The sequence below is a fragment of the Haloarcula sp. MBLA0138 genome (assembly GCF_055632455.1).
The window spans coordinates 53400-71484 of sequence record NZ_JBVMVU010000003.1 but is presented as its reverse complement, the minus strand read 5'-3'; the positions used below and the strand labels follow the sequence as shown (position 1 = coordinate 71484).

At 55.8% G+C, this 18085-nt stretch carries 9 protein-coding genes; 7 read left to right on the top strand and 2 right to left on the bottom strand.

Translation table 11 applies throughout. From position 1 onward, the window contains the following. Positions 1–19: 19 nt before the first annotated feature. Both ACV7JO_RS18055 and ACV7JO_RS18050 read left to right on the top strand, forming a co-directional pair. Positions 20–2644 carry a DUF1156 domain-containing protein gene (locus tag ACV7JO_RS18055; RefSeq protein ID WP_470356253.1) on the top strand — a complete coding sequence of 875 codons (2625 nt, stop codon included), beginning with the start codon at positions 20–22 and terminating at the stop codon, positions 2642–2644. Positions 2645–2679: 35 nt separating this feature from the next. Then, the gene (locus tag ACV7JO_RS18050; protein WP_470356252.1) at positions 2680–3075 is read left to right on the top strand and encodes a DUF8076 family protein; all 396 of its coding nucleotides are present in this window, start codon (positions 2680–2682) and stop codon (positions 3073–3075) included. 18 nt (positions 3076–3093) lie between these two features. On the opposite strand, the gene ACV7JO_RS18045 is transcribed toward ACV7JO_RS18050, so the two are convergent. Together ACV7JO_RS18045 and ACV7JO_RS18040 are read right to left on the bottom strand one after the other, a co-directional pair. Next, positions 3094–4893: a hypothetical protein gene (locus ACV7JO_RS18045; RefSeq protein ID WP_470356251.1), complete on the bottom strand. Its 1800-nt coding sequence runs from the start codon at positions 4891–4893 to the stop codon at positions 3094–3096. After that, positions 4886–6118 (bottom strand): AAA family ATPase, encoded by a 1233-nt coding sequence (locus ACV7JO_RS18040; protein ID WP_470356250.1) that lies wholly within the window; start codon positions 6116–6118, stop codon positions 4886–4888. Before ACV7JO_RS18040 ends, ACV7JO_RS18045 begins: the two co-directional genes overlap by 8 nt. A gap of 138 nt (positions 6119–6256) precedes the next feature. On the opposite strand from ACV7JO_RS18040, the gene ACV7JO_RS18035 reads away from it, so the two are divergent. The 5 genes from ACV7JO_RS18035 (at position 6257) to ACV7JO_RS18015 (ending at position 18071) form a co-directional block, all read left to right on the top strand. Next, positions 6257–8116 carry a DUF4143 domain-containing protein gene (locus ACV7JO_RS18035; protein WP_470356249.1) on the top strand — a complete coding sequence of 620 codons (1860 nt, stop codon included), beginning with the start codon at positions 6257–6259 and terminating at the stop codon, positions 8114–8116. Positions 8117–8173: 57 nt separating this feature from the next. Then, on the top strand, positions 8174–9931 hold the full coding sequence (locus ACV7JO_RS18030) for a DEAD/DEAH box helicase (RefSeq protein WP_470356248.1): 1758 nt from the start codon (positions 8174–8176) through the stop codon (positions 9929–9931). Beyond that, on the top strand, positions 9924–11114 hold the full coding sequence (locus ACV7JO_RS18025; RefSeq protein ID WP_470356247.1) for a hypothetical protein: 1191 nt from the start codon (positions 9924–9926) through the stop codon (positions 11112–11114). Before ACV7JO_RS18030 ends, ACV7JO_RS18025 begins: the two co-directional genes overlap by 8 nt. A gap of 137 nt (positions 11115–11251) precedes the next feature. Further along, positions 11252–14440 (top strand): PD-(D/E)XK nuclease family protein, encoded by a 3189-nt coding sequence (locus ACV7JO_RS18020; protein WP_470356246.1) that lies wholly within the window; start codon positions 11252–11254, stop codon positions 14438–14440. After that, the gene (locus ACV7JO_RS18015) at positions 14433–18071 is read left to right on the top strand and encodes a UvrD-helicase domain-containing protein (RefSeq protein WP_470356245.1); all 3639 of its coding nucleotides are present in this window, start codon (positions 14433–14435) and stop codon (positions 18069–18071) included. The genes ACV7JO_RS18020 and ACV7JO_RS18015 overlap by 8 nt, the downstream gene beginning before the upstream one ends. Positions 18072–18085 lie beyond the last annotated feature (14 nt).

Sequence of the window (18085 nt, the reverse complement as noted above, 5' to 3'; positions counted from 1 at the left end):
AACGGAGCCACCACTACCCATGCCTAATCCGGACTCGGACTCGCGGAACACGCTCCCCATCGAGCGTGGCTTCCCCATCGAGCAGGTAAACGATCTCGCGGACCGTGAGGGACGGGCCAAGCTCTACTACCGGCCACTCTCCACGATGCACAAGTGGTGGGCAAGGAGGCTGGGGAGCGTGTTCAGAGCAATTACGCTCTACTCTCTCGTTGACTATCCGGACTCTGTTGAGGTCCACGACCCCGACCAGACTGATCTGAATCTCACTGACTTCGGTGAAGAGACTGGAGATGGAAGCGAGACAGATATCGAGCAACTCATCGACGCTGTAAGTCTACGCGACCCAGACGCACTCTGGGACCTCTACCCGAAGGATGTCCGCGTGGACGGCAAGAAGGTCCTCGACCCGTTCATGGGTGGCGGAACCAGCCTGATGGAGGCAATTCGGTTCGACGCGGAGGTCACGGGTGTCGATTTGAACCCCGTGGCCTGGTTCATCTCGAAGAAAGAGCTGGAGGCCCACGAAGTCGACATCGAAGCTCTGCAGGAGGCCTTCGAAGACGTTCGGGAATCAGTAGCTGGTGACCTCCAATCTCTCTACGAGACTGCCTGTCCCCATGACGCAGATCACGTTGCAGATAGCGTCTACGCGATGTGGGTGCGGGAGCTAGACTGCACCTCTTGTGGAGAGACGATACCGCTGTTCAAGGACTACCGTGTCGCGAACGGACGATACGAGGACGATGACAAGTACAATGTCTACTGTCCTGATTGTGGGTCAGTTTTCCTAACTGATGACTACAAGTCTGAGTCGGTCTGTCCGGAATGCAGTCACGAGTATATTCCCGCCGACGGCCCTGTCACCCGGGGCGGAAATTACGGGTGTCCCTCGTGCGGGCTGAAGTATCCCATCGTCGACGCAATTGCCGACGGACAGTCCTACTCCGAGAAGCTCTACGCGATCGAATACTACTGTCCAGACTGCGAGGACGAAGGGAAGGAGCGATCGACGTTCAAAGGCTACAAGCCAGCTACCGAGGACGACCTCGCGCAGTTCGAACGCGCTCGAGATGGCTGGGAATCAGACGAAGACCTGAGAGACTACGCGCCAAGCGGCGAGATCCCAAAAGGGGCTATCACAGCGGCCTCTCGAATCAACGGGAACGACGTATTTCGTCACGGGTACGAAACCTGGCAGGATATGTTCAACGACCGCCAGCTATTCTGTCTCTCGACGCTTCTCTCGGCAATCGACGATATTGATGACCAGTCGGTCAAAGAGTATCTCCTCCTCGCATTCAGCGACTCTCTCATGTTCCAGAACCGATTTGCGCTGTACAACGTTTCTGGGACAAAAATCGAGGGGATATTCAGACAGAATTCGTACACACCGCGCGTAGAATACGCTGAAAACAATGTTTGGGGAACGCGAGCAGGTCGCGGCACGTTCCAGAATACGTGGGAAAAGATAGTCAATGCCGTCGAATTTGCCCATAATCCGACCGAGCGGTACCTCGAAGATGGTGAGCTCATCCAGACGGAGCCGTTCGAGCATCCGGTCGGTGGGACGTATTCACTCCATCAAGGAGACATCCGGGAGGTCGATCTCGAATCCGACTACGACGCAGTCATCACCGATCCTCCATACTACGATAATGTCGTCTACTCGGAGGTCTCTGACTTCTTCTACGTCTGGCAACGATTACTCCTGGCAGATGAGTATCAAAGCTTCACTCCAGATGCGACTCCTCGGGACGAGAGCATCGTCGCTAACCCAGCTGTGAACAAAGATGCGGAGGCATTTGAGGGGGAACTCCAGCAATCGTTCTCCCGCATAAGGGAAGTTCTGAAAGACGACGGCGTTCTCACGTTCACCTATCGTCACGGGGGCAAGGAGTCATGGGGAGCGCTCGTTCAGGCGCTGTGTGATGAGGGCTTCGACATCACGGCAACGTACCCCATCTCTGCCAACCTCAGCGAGTTCATGATGGGGGATGAACTCTCCTTTAGCGTGATTGTCGTCGCCCGCCCTGCTTCCGGCAGAGAGCCGATCAGTTGGTCGTCGCTCCGCCGCCGGATGCACCGTGCCAGCCGACAGGTACGAGACGAAATTCGTGAAGGGCAAACCATCTCAGAGGGCGATATCAGCGTTGTCGAACTCGGACGGTGTTTCCGCGAGTATTCCGAACATCACGCGAAAGTCCACCGTGAAGGTGCGGTAATGACTGCTGATGAGGTCGTCGAGGAAATCTACGATATAATCGCAGGAGATGTCTCTCCCGACGAGATCTATCTCGACCTCTTGGCGATGGAGGACCCGACCCTTGATGACGTCAACCGACTCTGTAGAGGAACTAAAATTAATCCAGATGACCTTCGTGATCGGTCACTCTTCGATACCAGTGATGGGTTCCGACTCACGAACTGGGCTGATGATGATCGACTCGCGTATCTCAAAGCGAGGGATATTGATGATCTCACCGCACTCGAGCGAGTACAGCTTCTGAGGTACGATGCCGAACAGGAGACGAGAACGATGGACGAGCTACGTGAGATGGAGGTCACCGGCGAAATGCTCGACGTTGCCACCGACCTAGCAACCGTCAGTGGTGATGAAGCCTATCGACAACTCTTCCGGGACTAATGTATTTTACATCCCTGTGAGACATTCGGGATGACATGAGCGATATTGACGCCGTTGCGGGGATGTACAATATCATCGTCAGTGGGGAACGCGAATCAGCAGATTATCGGGTCCCAGTCGATGAATTTCTATCCAAATTGGAGGACAGAGACCTCCCCGACGAAATCTGCGTCGTTGGTCTTGAGGATGTGCTCACGGATGAAGACGATATTCGAGATCGCTTGGTCTCGACGATGCGAAAAGAGATGGATTACCTGAACAGCCAGCGTCCGCTTCCGACGATTCAGTTCGTCGTCGAAGGGAACCTTCAGGGGGCTGGCGATTCCTTTGAAGTTGAAATTGACGATGAGTTCTACTCTCTGCGCCCGATCTTTGGCCGACAGATCAAGAAACGAGACTCGGGTTGGCTTGTTGCTCCATTCCGGATATAATCGTCTTTCTGACTGTGCTCACATGAGGGCCCACGGGCCTTCTGTGCTCACGTGCGTTTCTCCATCCACGGACTTCAGGAAGTATAGCGTGACCGTGCCGTGATCGTCGTTCCCTTCTGGATCGTAGACCGGGACACAAGTCGTTTCGTGACGGGGATACTTCGGATGATCTTCTTCATCGGTCTTCCCGCAGGCATCTTTGATCCGGGATTTTGTCCATCGACCCTGGTCGTCTAGTTCTGGTTTGTTTGGCCCGTACGACGAGAATGCTATCGCTGAGATAACCCGGTCCGCGAACGTGGCAGGATTGTTGATGCTGAACGGCCCGTTCGTATCATGGATGTCGGAAAGATCGCCATCAGAGACGCCGCTGAGACAGAGATGTGCCTCAGTCGCGGCATCGAAAACCCGGAGTTCGGGATACTCGATTGCCAGAGTTTCGAGGATATATCCCTCGATGATATCCTCATAGGCTTTGCAGGTGAATTCGTCGTCTGGTGAAACGATCTCGACTTCTGCCCCGGTCCGCTGTACGGGGAGGCGAACGTGCTGATATTGGGGGCACAGGAACGCCATTCGATTGGTCTCTGTCAAATAGGCATACGCGAACATCCTGGACCGGGACTCTGATTCGTTTGCTGGGTTCTTTCCCTCACGGTAGTACTTTGAGTCCAAGACGGTTAGCGTCTCCTCACCATCCGTGAGAAGATGGTCTGGTTCGTGGCGAGCCTCCGCGTTCCCTGCGAAAGGATAGATCGACGGCTCAGGTTTACACTCGATATCGCTGAGCTGGTCGAGATAGTCAATAGTCCGTATGGATCCCACCTTTCGACTGAGGACTCTGTGGGAATAATCTTGGAACAGCGAATTCATGCTCAGCGCGTAGTCGACGAGTAATTCCTCGGGTCCTCCTCCGACTTGACCGAGCAACGCAGAGGCCAGAATTGACTGCGCCGTATAGAACGCCCGACGATAATAGTTGCGCTGTCTGGGGAGATCGTGGAGTGAGAGTCGTCGATAGACACCGACCTCCTTTTGGCTGCTAGCGATTCCCAGCTCTTCCATCCGTTCGACCTCTTGGTGGACCATCGAGAGCAACACATCCTGTCGCGGATGGCTGTGTCCGTCCTGGTCCTGCTGAAGTAGTCTCAACAGCAGTTTTCCAGCCATGTGGATGGCCGAGTTTACCGGATTCGCATATTCGACCTGGGTCTCGACCCATGTCGGTGCTGGATTCCCGGTTGCATGATTCATCAGCGTTTGCTCCACGTCAACCGATCCGAGCCCTTCGAATCCGTTTCGACGATTGATGTGGAGATTCCGGATGAACCCGTTCCGTCGAATCGTCCTGAGACCATGCACGTAGTTGATCGCGAGAATCGCGATGATTCGAGTGGACTCGACGCCGCTGGAGACTAGTTCGCTGAGAGGGACGCCGTAGTAGGATTGGGTTCTGTCGATGTCGTAGACTGTGAGCAGCATTTCGATGACGTGCTCCCAGTCTACCTTGGGCTCGATCTGTACGTTCATCCCCGGAACCAGACTCACGATCCCGACGATATCCGAGGGCTTGACGTGAAGCGAGTTATCGACAAGCCGAACAGACAGAACTTGCAGGGCGTCTTCTTCGGCATCCTGTCCAGCGGCTATCCGCAACCGAGGACGTTTCTTGACGTACTTGCTGCCTTCTCGAACGAAGTTCGCTGCCCGTAGCTCGTCTTTAATCGACTCTCGATCGCACTCTTCGACGATTAGTTTGCGATTCTCCTGGACCGAGCACAACGACGTTCCGTATTCGTAACGAACAGCCTCACTCATACGCGCTGACGCCCATCTCGCGTTCTTCCGCCTCTGCTTGCCTGTTTGCGAGGTCGACCGCTGGTGTGAGGTCGAACGCCTCGAATTGGTTATCGAGCGTCTCGTAGTGAGTTGCGAGCCGGTTAATCTGGGGGAGAGCTGCTGTATTCAGGAGTCTTGGTGCGATGTACGTGGCGAATGCCTGACCAACCGCAATGTTCTCTTCGCCGGCGTAGGGACCGCTGCTTCCGCAGGCGTGTTTGAGGAACTGAGTTACGTCCTCGTAGTGCATCGGGCCGAACTCCATTATTCCACCTTCCCCGCTCGTCGTCGTCCCTGCGTTGATTCCCTGGTGGTGAGTCTCGAAGAGTTCTTGGAGTTTGTCGAGGTCGATATCCACGTCGGAGCCGAGTTCCCCGATCCAACGATCGAACAGGGCTGCTCGCTCCTCATCACCATACGTACTGAGCTCGATCATCGCAAAGCGGCGTGTGATTGCGTTGTCCAACTCGTTCACCGTGCGGTCCGACATATTCATCGTACAGATGATCTTCACGTTTTCGTTGAGCGTGAGCGGCTCGCCATCGTCGTCGCGGAAGATCACCTGCTCTTCGTCCTCGATGGCAGTATAGAGTGGACCAAAGACCTGAGAGATGTCTGCACGAGTGATCTCGTCGATTATCACAGCCCAGTTATCATCGTATTCTTTCGCTTTCTGGATTCCCTTTGAGACACAGCCTGCTTGGCGATGATATTCTATCTCACCGTCTTTCGTCTCGGGCTGGATACTCCCAGTGATATCTGCAGGCGTCCACGTTGGCGTCGCAGTGTGGATGGAATAGTCGATACAGGCTTCCAAAGCGAGTTGTTTGGCGAAGTAGGTCTTACCCGTGCCTGTCGGCCCATACAATACGATGGGCTTTCCGACCTCGATTGCTGTGAGTGCGTTTTTCTTTACGGTATCGGGTACGAGTGTCTCTCCTAGACTGTAATTTCGCTGTGCGACGGTCTGTTTGACCTCGAATGGGGTAACACTGGAAGTCAGGACTGCCTGCTTGACCTGCTCTCGGTCACCAGACCGCCTCCCATCTATTTCAAGCTCGTTGACGAGGTAGCGAACCGCATCTGGATCAGATGTTCGATTGATAAAGTCAGTAGCATACGTCGCGTTATTTCGGATAATGCCGCTGAACTCTTCCGCCTCCTCGCGGTCGTAGTTCTCGAAGCTCGGCTTCCCGCTGCTCATTATCTGATGAATATCGGGGGGCTACCATAAAACAACATGTGCGAGTGAGAGAACGAGCGAAAGCAATCTCCACATCTCGGAGGAGTGACCTAAAGACACATTACTATGCGCCTTAATCAGGAATATACGACGCGTTCTATGTCATTCGACCCCGAGCCATTCACTTCCGGCCATACTCTGATACAACGGTTAGAGCAGTACAACCCCTGGTGGGATGGCGATCACGAAACCAGTATCTCTGCAGAATATTCTACGCTCAGGACTGCTTTCCACAAAACGTACGAGACTCTTCATGAAGATGATCGGCGGTTCGTGACTATTACTGGGCCGGACGGGGTGGGGAAGAGCACACTTCTCAAACAATTGGCCTCCGCCCACGTCGACCCAGATTTCATTGAGAAAATCATTCGAGATGCGAGCAAGCGCGAGCAGGCTCACGAGAATCTTGTCCCCTCGTCTAATGTTCTGTATCTCCCTCTTCGCGATGATCCTGTCTTCCAAGTCAGGCCGGAAGACCAGCTCCGGGCCGCCATCGACCACTTTGAAACACACGTATTGAGACGTCCTGACTCGGCAGATCACTACGTCCTTCTGGACGATCTTCATATCGTTGAGCGCCCGAACAAGCGCGGGAGCACAGAGGTCGGCCACTGGGAACGTGTGGTTGCCGATCTGCTCGACGAACGGAGCGATCGTCGTATTGTTTCGACTGCCCTTTCAGCCGATGCCGTTCGAGCGCGTGTGGGACAAACAGGCGATTCAACTCTCGATAGCCCCTCTCTCCACGAGAACATCGAGCTGTATACACTGGGGTTCGCTGACTTCCTGAGACTACGCCACCGTGATGTTGTCCTTGCTCCGCCATCAGAGCGCTTTGACGGGACGAGTGTTCGGAATGCTCTCTATGAAGCGGTGGACCAGAGCACTCCTGAAAGATTTGCTTCTGAGGTAGAGGCTCAGCAGCAAGATGCGATTGTCGAGGCAACTACCGTCCGTCGCGAGATCGCGAACTACTGTACAACTGGCGGGGCAGTAACGCTACGACTCGCGGGGAGTGGGATTGATATTGAGGGGGAACAGTACGTCGATGTTATCCGAGGCCGTGGTGATTTTGATTTCAAAGCTTTGCAAGAAGAGACGTTCTCGGAGTGTAGAGAGGGTCTCTTGCGTGCAGCCACAAATCTGCGCGGAATCAAAGACGGACTAGGCTTAGAGCGATTCTTTGCTCTCACTGCTCACGAACACCCGACTCAAGACGTCGCATTCGATGATCTAGTGGATACTCTCGACATCGACCGCCGGACGCTTCGGGACAAGTATCTCAGTATCCTCTCTCGACTCCATCTTCTCTCCCCGTCACAGGAGTACGATAACCAACGACCTCGTCACATCCGCTTCTATCTTCGCGATCCAGGCCTCACGAATGCTGTTTGTCGAACGAATTTAACTGACGTTCTCAGACGCGAGCCCGGACTACAGGAGGCCCTCGCAAAGTCGACTGCGTTCGACCAAACCATTCGTCTATCGTGTGAACTCAACCACCAGGACGATCCCAAGCGGGGTCTCGTGAAGTTCTGGCCCGGTTCGAAGGGGTCTGTAGATTTCGTTGTAAAACTCAACGGCACTCCCGTCCCAATCCTCTGGTCATTCAATGAGGGGATCAACGAGCTCAGGAGGAGTATTGATACCCCTGATTTTGACGCTTTACTGGACTTTCTGGGAGGAAGTGCATCTGACAGTGAGCGAGACCCCATTGATGAACTTCTGTATACGCCAGTCTCGGATAACACTGTAAGGCGCCGACGGGAATACATTCAGAAGGATAGCTATGGGGGGCACATGGACGAAGATGAGACGTCGGTAATTGATGGCGGCCCCTCATTTGGAATTCTATTAACGAACGCTCGATCCGCACTAGAACGTGGCGTTGAGATATATGATGAAGGGCCAAAGCCGATAATCCAGATCCCCCTCTGGACGTATCTTCGGTTTATCTGATTCGTTTTTAAAATCGCCAACATAACCTATTTGTCTGCCTACCTTTTTTCATATCCCATGGACGAGCAGGACCTCGTAGACATCGAGGTCACGCATGATGGCCCTGATGACCTGGTTGCATCATATTCCTCAGGAGTCGCTGATTTTTCGTTTCACAGGCAAACCGTCATGGCAAACCGCCTGCTCTCGGGTCAGCCTGATACGGAACTCCGCTCGCTCTCGCGAGTTGACGAGGAAGAAGTCAAACTCCTCGAACACCAGGTAGATGCTGCCCATCGAGCGCTGTTCGAGATGGATGGCAAGGCCCTTCTCGCCGATGAAGTCGGTCTCGGCAAGACTATCGAGGTCGGGATGATTCTCAAGGAGATGCATTACCGAGAGACCAGCGGCTCAGTACTCATCTTGACTCCCGCACAACTGGCGAAACAGTGGCAGGGGGAACTTCGAGAGAAATTCGGTCTGGAGTTCGTTTGCAACTATGACGATGAATTTCAGGGATTTGACGCCCACGATCGCATTATCGCGAGTATAGACACGGCAAAGAGCGACCGGCATCGTGCGACAGTACTCGCTCGTGATTGGGACGTCCTCGTGATGGACGAAGCTCACTACGTGAAAAACGAGGACACTGACCGCTACGAACTCATTGACAAGCTCACCTACAACTACGCGTTCTTCCTTACTGCGACTCCAATCCAGAACGAGCTCACTGATCTGTACAATATCGTTTCACTGCTCAGACCGGGATTGTTCGGGAGCCGAGACACGTTCCATCATTACTTCGTCGATAACGGCCAGGAAACGCTCGTAAACCGCGATGAGTTACAACGCCGGCTGGGCCAGGTCATGATCAGGAATCGCCGTGAGGATACTGATATCGACTTCACGGATCGGATTATCGATACACGGACGTTCGAGCCGAGCGCCGCTGAGAAGGACCTCTATGATGCTGTGACTGACTACGTTCAAGAAGCGTACAGCCAAGACCGTGGCCAGAAGCTCGTCTTGATGCTCTTGCAAAAGGAGGTTGTGAGCAGCCCAGCAGCGCTCAAGCAGACGATTCTGAAGCAGCTCAACGAGAACAACGAACTCACTCACAAGAACGAACTTGAAGAAATCGTCGAGAAGATCGATACCATAGACACAGTCACCAAAGAAGAGCGGCTGTTCGATATCGTTGAGGAAGCCCGTGACCATGTTGAGATGGGGCGAGTCATCGTCTTCACACAGTTCCGACCGACTCAACGCCGCGTCTTGGACGCACTCGAGAAGCAGGGCTATACGACCCATGCGTTTCACGGCGGACACTCAAGCGAAGAGAAGGAGGAGATCGTCGATCGATTCCGAGAGGATGGCGGTGTTCTCGTCTCTACAGACGCGATGAATGAAGGTCGGAATCTCCAGTTCTGCAATATCATGGTGAACTACGATCTCCCGTGGAATCCCATGAAGGTGGAACAGCGAATCGGTCGTATCCACAGAATTGGGCAAAAGCGTAAGGTGTACGTCTTCAACATGGGACTCAAAGGGACGATTGAAGAGTACGTCTTGGATCGGCTGTATCACAAGATCGATCTGTTCCAGCAGACTGTCGGTGAACTCAGTACGATTCTTACTCGGCTCGAAGACTCTGGGCGGAGTTTCGAAGACGAGATTTTCGAGCGACTCGCGAGCGCTGATTCCGAGGTCGACCTCGAGAACGACTTCGAATCGATGGCTATCGATCTCGAAGAACAACAGGACCTCTCACAGAAGGTGGAGAAGTTCAACAGCGGCGTCTTCGAGAGTTTCGACCTGGGGGCAAGCGATGACTGACGCTACACATCCCGTGACTCAGTCTGCTCTGGAGGCCTTCACTCGAGACTACTTCAACGGACTTGGTGCCTCGGTTCAGGCTGGCGATAATAAGTGGCAGGTTCGTTTACCGTCTCACGTCAATGTGGCATTCGCTGACAGCCAGGAATTCGAGGTCATACTAGGTGAACACGACGCTGAAATAGACGCTGGTGGTGTGGTTCTCTCTCCGGAGAGTGAATTTGCTCAGCAATTGCTCGACGAGGCTGCGCAGATGGCCCCCATTGGGCAGCTCGCTCTCACAAATAGTCTGATTGATGATTCCCATCGCTATCCACCATGGGTGACTGAGAGCGAAGTCTCAGTAGAGGATTCAAGCTTTAGCCCATATTACGACCGAACCGCGATTTGCGTATTCGTGAAAATTGGTGTGGAAACAGTAAGCGAGTATCAGACTCAGTTTTTGGAAGCAGTCACGGTAGATGTCGAGTCTGAACAGCCACTTCCAGGGATTTCGGAGATCCTTGTTGAGGGTTTCTTTGCGCCAGCAGAACCGCTATCCTCTGAAACGACGGAATATGACGTAGATGAGAGCTTGGAGGTGTCCTCTGAGAAGCTTGCTAATGCGATCTCAGCCGGACAAAAGGCTGCAGTAGAGGCAGTTCAGGATGAGATCGTGGAGGTTCGCCAGTCTGCCTCTCGCTCTGCTGATTCAGAATTCGAAGAGTATCGACAGCTGCAGGAGCAACGTATCAATGAACTTCGGAATGAGATCAATCGACTGTCTGAGCGGCTTCAAGATCTGACTACAGATGTCGACGGTGCTGAGTCCCAACAACAACGTGTTGAGGCACTTGAGAAGCGCCGAGAACTGAAAAACGAAAAAGAAGATCTGGAGACGGAACTTGAAGGCCTTGTTCAGGAGAAAACGATTGGCTTTGCCCAAGAACGCGAAAAGATCTACGAGAGACACGCTATCGAGATCACTACTAAGCCAGTCGCTTCAACTCTCGTTGCTTACGAACGAGGTGAAATCGAACTCTCTGTGAGTCAAGGCGGGCGAACTGAGACTGTTCGAGCTCCGTATGCTATTGGGTGCGGCGTTACCGATGAGGTAACGTGTAAGTCCTGTCAGGAGACCCTTTCGGAGGCGAATTACCTCTCTGTCACTCCTGATGGGATTGGCTGTCGCTCCTGTCGGTAATCGCTGAACTCCCTACTCTACGCATTGGAACTGACTCACGGGAACTCTTCCAAATGGGACTATTCTGGTAAACGTCAGATATCCAATTACTGTTACCAAGAGTGAAGTAACAGCCTTGTCATCGTACAGTTTGTTCGATGGATTCCACGCTTCTCACAGGTCCCAAACATACACTTCTGGAAGAGCAGGCGTTCCAGAAAGCCGACACCGTTGCTGGTGATTCGCTCGGTAGTATTCTCTACATCACGCGAAACGACGCTCGAAGAGGTCACGTCGAAGATTCATGGGCAGACACACACCGTCCGCTTCGCCTCCGAGCCGAGACGCTTGACGCAGTCGTCCGTGACTGGTACGAAGCTCTCGACGGCCCAATCGCGAGACTCTCCGGGCAGGTGAACCGTCGTCTCACGGAATTTGCTCTCGACCAGGCGACCAAGAGCGAGGGGAGCATTCTTGCAGGCGAGCCAGCATCTGCGGCACTCGCGGACGCGTTCAGTAGTCGCTTTTCGCTGTTCGATGACGCTGGCGTCTCTACGGCCGAAGAACTCGCAACAGAATTCGAGGGGTCAGAGCTCGACGAACGGATCGCGACGGCGACTGTCGACGCCTATCGTTCCTATGGAGAGCTTCAACGCGACCACGTCGACGAATGGACCGCGACACGTGGTGAGATTTTCCAGGCCGTCGCGACTGCCGACGCTGATTTTGCAGACCTCTCGCCAGAACTTGACGCCGTCATACTCTCCGGCTATCACGAGTTCCGACCCGTCGAACGGGCTGTGATCGAGCGGATCGTCGATGCGTTCGACACGATTGCGATTCTCCCGCTCCACCAGCACGGTGACGGGGGTGTCGACAGTGTCACCGTCGATGGACTGGAGTTCTACGAGGAGTTGGGATTCGAGCGGAACGTGGTTGAGCCACAGCAGGGTACTGCTGTCGACGTCGCCACAGTCACGAACGCGATGTATCGCCACGACCCCGGTGACGTACCAACGCCAGAGACACTCAGGTGGCGGGAGTTACCGACGCCGGAACGCGAGATTCGATTCGTCGCTCGCGAACTCCGAGCGGAACTCGCTGATGGTCGCGATCCGGACGACCTCGCGGTCGTAATTCCAGGGACCGAGGCGTATGCGGGGTACGTCGACGATGTCTTCGAGACCTATGGCATTCCCCACGTGACGACCGCTGCCTCCCAACTGGATCGGACCTTTGCAGGGAGCGTCATCCACGATCTGCTTCGTCTTGCCGAGCAGGAACCACACGCTGAGGATTTGACATCGCTGCTGGCGAATCCACTCGTCGATTTCCTTTCCCGAGCGCAAGTTGACGCTATCACGGCAGCTGCTCGACGCCGCGACACTGTCGCGCTCGATCCGCTGCTCGACGACATCGACGACGACGCGAGGAGACATATTGAAGACCTCATCTCGTCGCTCGGCACGCTCCGTACTGGTGACCTCGAAACAGCGCTCGACATTTTCCGTCGAGTGCTGGCTGACGACTTCGAGCTCGAATCTGCAGTCGAGAACTATGCTGGCGGGACGACACAGGCGACGGAGCAGCAAGCGTACGCCGTCGTCGACGAGGTTCTCAGTTCATTTGAATCGATGCAAGCTGTTTCCAGTGAGCTCTCCCCACTGGCGTTGCTCACTCGCGCGTTCGATGGCGTTCCGATTCGTGTTCCTCAGGGTGCTGCCAGCGGTCACGTCGAGGTTCTGGGGATGCTCGACGCGCGGATGCGCTCGTTCGAGAACGTCTACGTCGTCGGGCTCACGACGGAACATTTCCCCGTCTCACCGGAACGACCGGCATTTTTCGATGAGATGACCGACGCCCATCCTCGGTTCGACACAGGTGACGAGCGCCTTCGAGGCCGCTATCTCTTCGCAACGCTGCTGGCGAACGTCGATGAAGTCACACTCACAACGCCAGCATCGGGCGATGATGAATCGGCAGTCGTCCGCTCACCGGTACTCGATGAACTCCAACGAGCAACCGGTATCGAACCAGTAGAGGGTCTTGACGAGCGCATCGGCTCCCGTGAAGACCTCCAGCGTCGCCTCGCCGCTCACTCACGTCGGCGAGTTGCTGTCGATCACGCCGGCGAGCAGGGCGACCTCACACCCGATCAGACGAAACGAACTGACCGGGGCCTCAGCTGTGCCGAGAATCGAAGCGATCCAGATCTCACATCTCACGATGGCGTTCTCGATGCAGACACCGTCGATGCAGTGTATCCTCCCTCTGAGCGCGAACCCTACAGCGCGAGCCGAATCGAACGGTACGTCGAATGCGGATTCAAGTTCTACGCGGAGAACGTTCTCGACATCGAGGATCCGGACGACATCGAAGTGACACCGACACCTCTCGAGACCGGCAGTTACGTTCACGACGTTCTCGAACGCTTCTATGTGGAGCTTGCGGCGGAGTCGAGCGAGGAACTCGATGTCAGTGCATACGAGAGAGACGAATTGGAAGACCGTCTCCTCGATATCGCACTCGACGAACTGGCGGACGCCGACTTCGAGTACGAGGGCCTGTTCTATGAACGCTGGCTCACTGAGTTGTTCGCCGGATTGGGCGACTCAGAAACGAACCCGTACGCGGGCAGTTCGAGACCGCACGAAGCACCCGAGAAAGGGCTGCTCGCGACGTTCATCGAAGAGGAACTCATGCGAGGCGGCGATACCCGACCGCGTTGGTTCGAAGCCCCATTCGGTGACGGGTTACCTGACTCCGACACTGGACCGTTCGAGGTTGAACATCCTGATGGGTCGACCGTTTCGATCCGTGGGTACATCGACCGCGTCGACGAGGCCGGTACCGACGAACAACCGGAATTAGCGCTATACGACTACAAGACGGGACGCGCACCGTATATGACCAAAACGACAGGCGGGACGAAATTCCAGCTCCCGATCTATCTCCTCGCTGCGGAGGCCGTTTTGAGTGAGGATGATATCGATGACGCTGCGCTGTCCGCGACGTACTACCAGGTCCGGCCGCCAAACGATGTCAAAGTCCCACGCGGTGTGGAATCGAAATTCGATTCACAGGCAGAGCTACGCCAATTCTTAGACGAGGTCGTGCCCGAATGGCTCGGTCAGATCGACGACGCCATCGCGAATGGCCGGTTCCATACGACTTTGTTGTCGAGTCGGGGGGCGAATTGCAGCTACTGTGACTATCGTCGCGCCTGTGATGTCCGCCACCATCGGAAGCGCGAGCGTGTCGACCACGCACGGGGAGACGAGTCAGCGTATGTTCCGTTACGCGTACAGGACGATGCGGACCTCGAGGCGGTGATGAGCGATGACTGATGAAGATGATGCAATTCAGCTAACCACCGAACAGGAAGACGCACTCGTTCAAGATCGGAACGTTGCCATCACCGCCGGCGCTGGGACCGGCAAAACGACGACACTGACTGAGCGATACGTCACCATTCTCGAAGAGAACCCATCACTCACCCCTGAGAACATCGTCACGATCACGTTCACGCGAAAGGCCGCGGCGGAGTTGACCGAACGCGTCCGGACGGAAGTCTACGACCGGCTCGCTGCCGAGGATTCTCCTGATGGATACCACCGGTGGCGGGATGTTCTCGACGAACTCGAAGACGGCTATGTCCACACGATACACGCATTCTGTACCCGACTGTTACGAGAACGTGCCGTCGAAGCGCCAGTCCCACTCGGGTTCGACGTTCTCGACGAGGACGGCGCCGCAACCCTCCAGCGAGAAGTCGTCACGGAGTTCCTCGAAGGAAATCAGAGCGACGAGGACGTTGCGCTGCTCGCCCAGCTCTGGGGACGAAGCCAACTCGTCGACGTATTGACCGGGTTGCTCGATGAGCGCCCACAGAGCGAGGCCGTCCTCGAACGCTGGCGAGATGCTGACGTCGAGGAGTACGTGGACGTCCTCTGGGAGACTGTCTGTGACCTGGACGCCGATGACGCTCGTGAGACGCTCTACACACACGGCGTTCTAGAAACCCTGCGAGAGCTGGCTGACCGACTTCCTGCTGGGGCCGACGTTCAGGACGAGGATGGCTTGCGAGCGTATCGGACCTTCGAGGACATCGCGACAACGCTTCCGGAGTCTCCCTCGAAGAGTGATCCCCGTCGGTGCCAGCGCGCGATTCTCGACCTCTACGAGGTGTGTGAGAAGAAGAGCGGTGGACTCTACAGTAGTTCAGGCTACGTCGTTGGGTCTCGGGAGGACTGGCACGAACACGGTGACGTCTACGATGATCTGAAAGACGCTGTCGACGTGGTAATCGGGGCTGTCGAATACCACGAGGACGCAGTCGACACGACGCCGGGCGAACTCGAGGAGAACAGTGCGCACTACGCGCTGGCGCTGATGCGTGTTTTCGATGGAGTTCTGGAAAGCTACGAGGCCGGGAAGGACCGTCGAGATGCGCTCGATTTCCCCGACGTGATAGAGACCACGATTTCGTTCCTCCGTGAGAATGAGGAGGTTCGTCGCCGTCTTCAGGACAAGTTCGAGGCGGTAATGGTCGACGAGTTCCAGGACACGGACGACCGGCAGTGGGAGCTCGTGAAGCTCCTCACCGGCGTCGACGAGGAGACGGCGACGAACGTGTTCCTCGTTGGTGACGAGAAACAGAGTATCTACGCCTTCCGCGGCGCTGACGTCACGACGTTCGGTGCAGCACGGGACGAACTGCAGTCTGTAAACAGCAGTCTCGGGCTGGACGAGGTTCCCGGCAGCGAAGTCGAGAGCCCGACCTCCCTCGAACTCTCGGGTAATTTCCGGACGCTTGAGGGCCCTCTCACGTTCTTGAACAGACTCTTTGATCAGTTGTTCCAGCCCGAAGACGAAGAACATGCGCCGTTCGAAGCGCCGCCACAACCGCTCACGGCGAGACGAGACCGAGTCGAAGACATCGAGGGACTCGACGGCAGTATCGAATATCTCGTCGTCCCTGATGATGCAGAGACGGCGGCGACGCTCTTCGGTGACGACCACCCCGTCGCTGAGGGAGCGTTGGACCATACAATCGAAGCAGAGGCACAGGCACTCGCAGCCCGACTGACGACCCTCTTTGACGACCCACCGCTCGTTCAGGACACGGATACTGGTGAGCACCGTTCTGCGACCCCTGACGACGTGGCAATCTTGCTCCGTCGGCGAACACACCTCGACCGGTATCAGCGAGCCCTCGAAGAGTACGACATCCCGTATACGGTCATCGGCGGTGTCGGATTCTACGACACGCCCGAGGTGCAGGCGCTCACGAATCTCCTACGGGTACTCGGTGATCCTAGAGACGACATCTCTCTGTACGGTGTGCTCCGATCACCCCTGTTTGGGTTTACCGACGACCGGCTCGCCCCCGCAATCGCACGTGCAGACTCGATCTGGACGGCCTTGGAAACGTCCGATGATCCACAGCTTACGGACGCGTTCGAGCTGCTATCGAGCTGGCGTACGCTGAGTGGGTGTGCGGAGCCGGGAGAAGAGGGCGTCCTTTCGTGGAATCGCGTCCTCACGCGCGTGATCGACGATACCGGGTACCTGACGAGTGTCAGTGCCGACGAACGCGGCCAGCAGGCAGTTGCGAACGTCGAGAAGTTCCGTGATCAGGTCCGAACTTGGAGCGAAAACGGTGTCCACACGGCTGCTGGGTTGCTACATCGGATCGACCGGCAAGCAGAAATCGATCCACGTGAGGGTGAAGCAGATATTCCTGGCGATGCCGAGGGCGTTCGAATCATGACGATTCACTCCTCGAAGGGACTGGAGTTCCCGATCGTTACGATCCCGGATATCGGAAGCAGTCTCAATTTCGGACGAAGCGTCGACGACTACGGTTACGTCCGACTGGTGGAGGGAACTACAGATGCGCCACCGCTTCCCGCTGTCGGCGGTCCGCATCCCAGAGACGCCTTCTCGATCGAGAAGACTGCCGTCCACGAGTACGCAGATCGTCTCTCACTTCCACAGGAACGAGCGGAGGCGAAACGCCTCCTCTACGTCGCTTGCACCAGGGCTCGTGACCATCTCCTCCTGTGTGGAACGCACGACATCGAGCGTAGCGAGTCTGGAGACATTGAACTCGGCGAGCCGGCGGCATTCGATGAGGCTGACCGCTGGCGTGACTGGCTTCAACCCCATCTTCTCGAAGATGGCGAACTCTTAGGCCAGGCTGTCCAGAACGGCGACACTCAAGGTCAGCTCGGTGATGCAGGCTATACCATCCGAACACCACCCCAACCGACGGACTGGGCATCCGACGAAGACGTCGACGAAACGATGCCGGAAATCTCGATTCCGTCACCCCCCGAACGCGACACTGGGGTCCGAGTGACAGCGACGACGCTCGTGAACGAAGTGGCCGAACACTCCGGTGACGGACACACCTACGCAGCGGGTGAAGAATCACCAGGCCTCAGCCCGACCACGTTCGGAACTGTCGTCCATAGACTGAACGAGCTTCGCCCGCCGAGAGACGAGTGGGAATCGTTCGTTGAACGAGTGAGTCAGATGGCCGGCGAAGAACCGACAGCGGACGACATCCACGCAGCGATCGACCACGCAGACGACGCGATTCGGTTCGTCGACGATCTTGAGGCATCGGTGACTGTCGAAGCAGTCCACGATGAGTACTCGGTGATGGCACGTCTGGACGGATCGAGAATCGTCGGCGATATCGACCGTCTGCTCGTCACACCAGACCGGTATCACATCATCGATTACAAGACCAACGACCTTTCAGCAACGACATCGGGGAATCTGGCGGGACATTACCGGCCACAGATGCTCTCGTACGCGCTTGCGCTCTTCCAGCACGATCCGGGCCGGCGTGTTCGAGCCTCTCTCAGATTCACCGACGCCGGCGTTGAGGAATGGTTCGAGTGGGAGTCAGGCGAATTGGAGGACGTCAAATCCGAGCTACGTGAGATGGTCGATCTGATCAAGTAGCTGGTCCCCCCGGA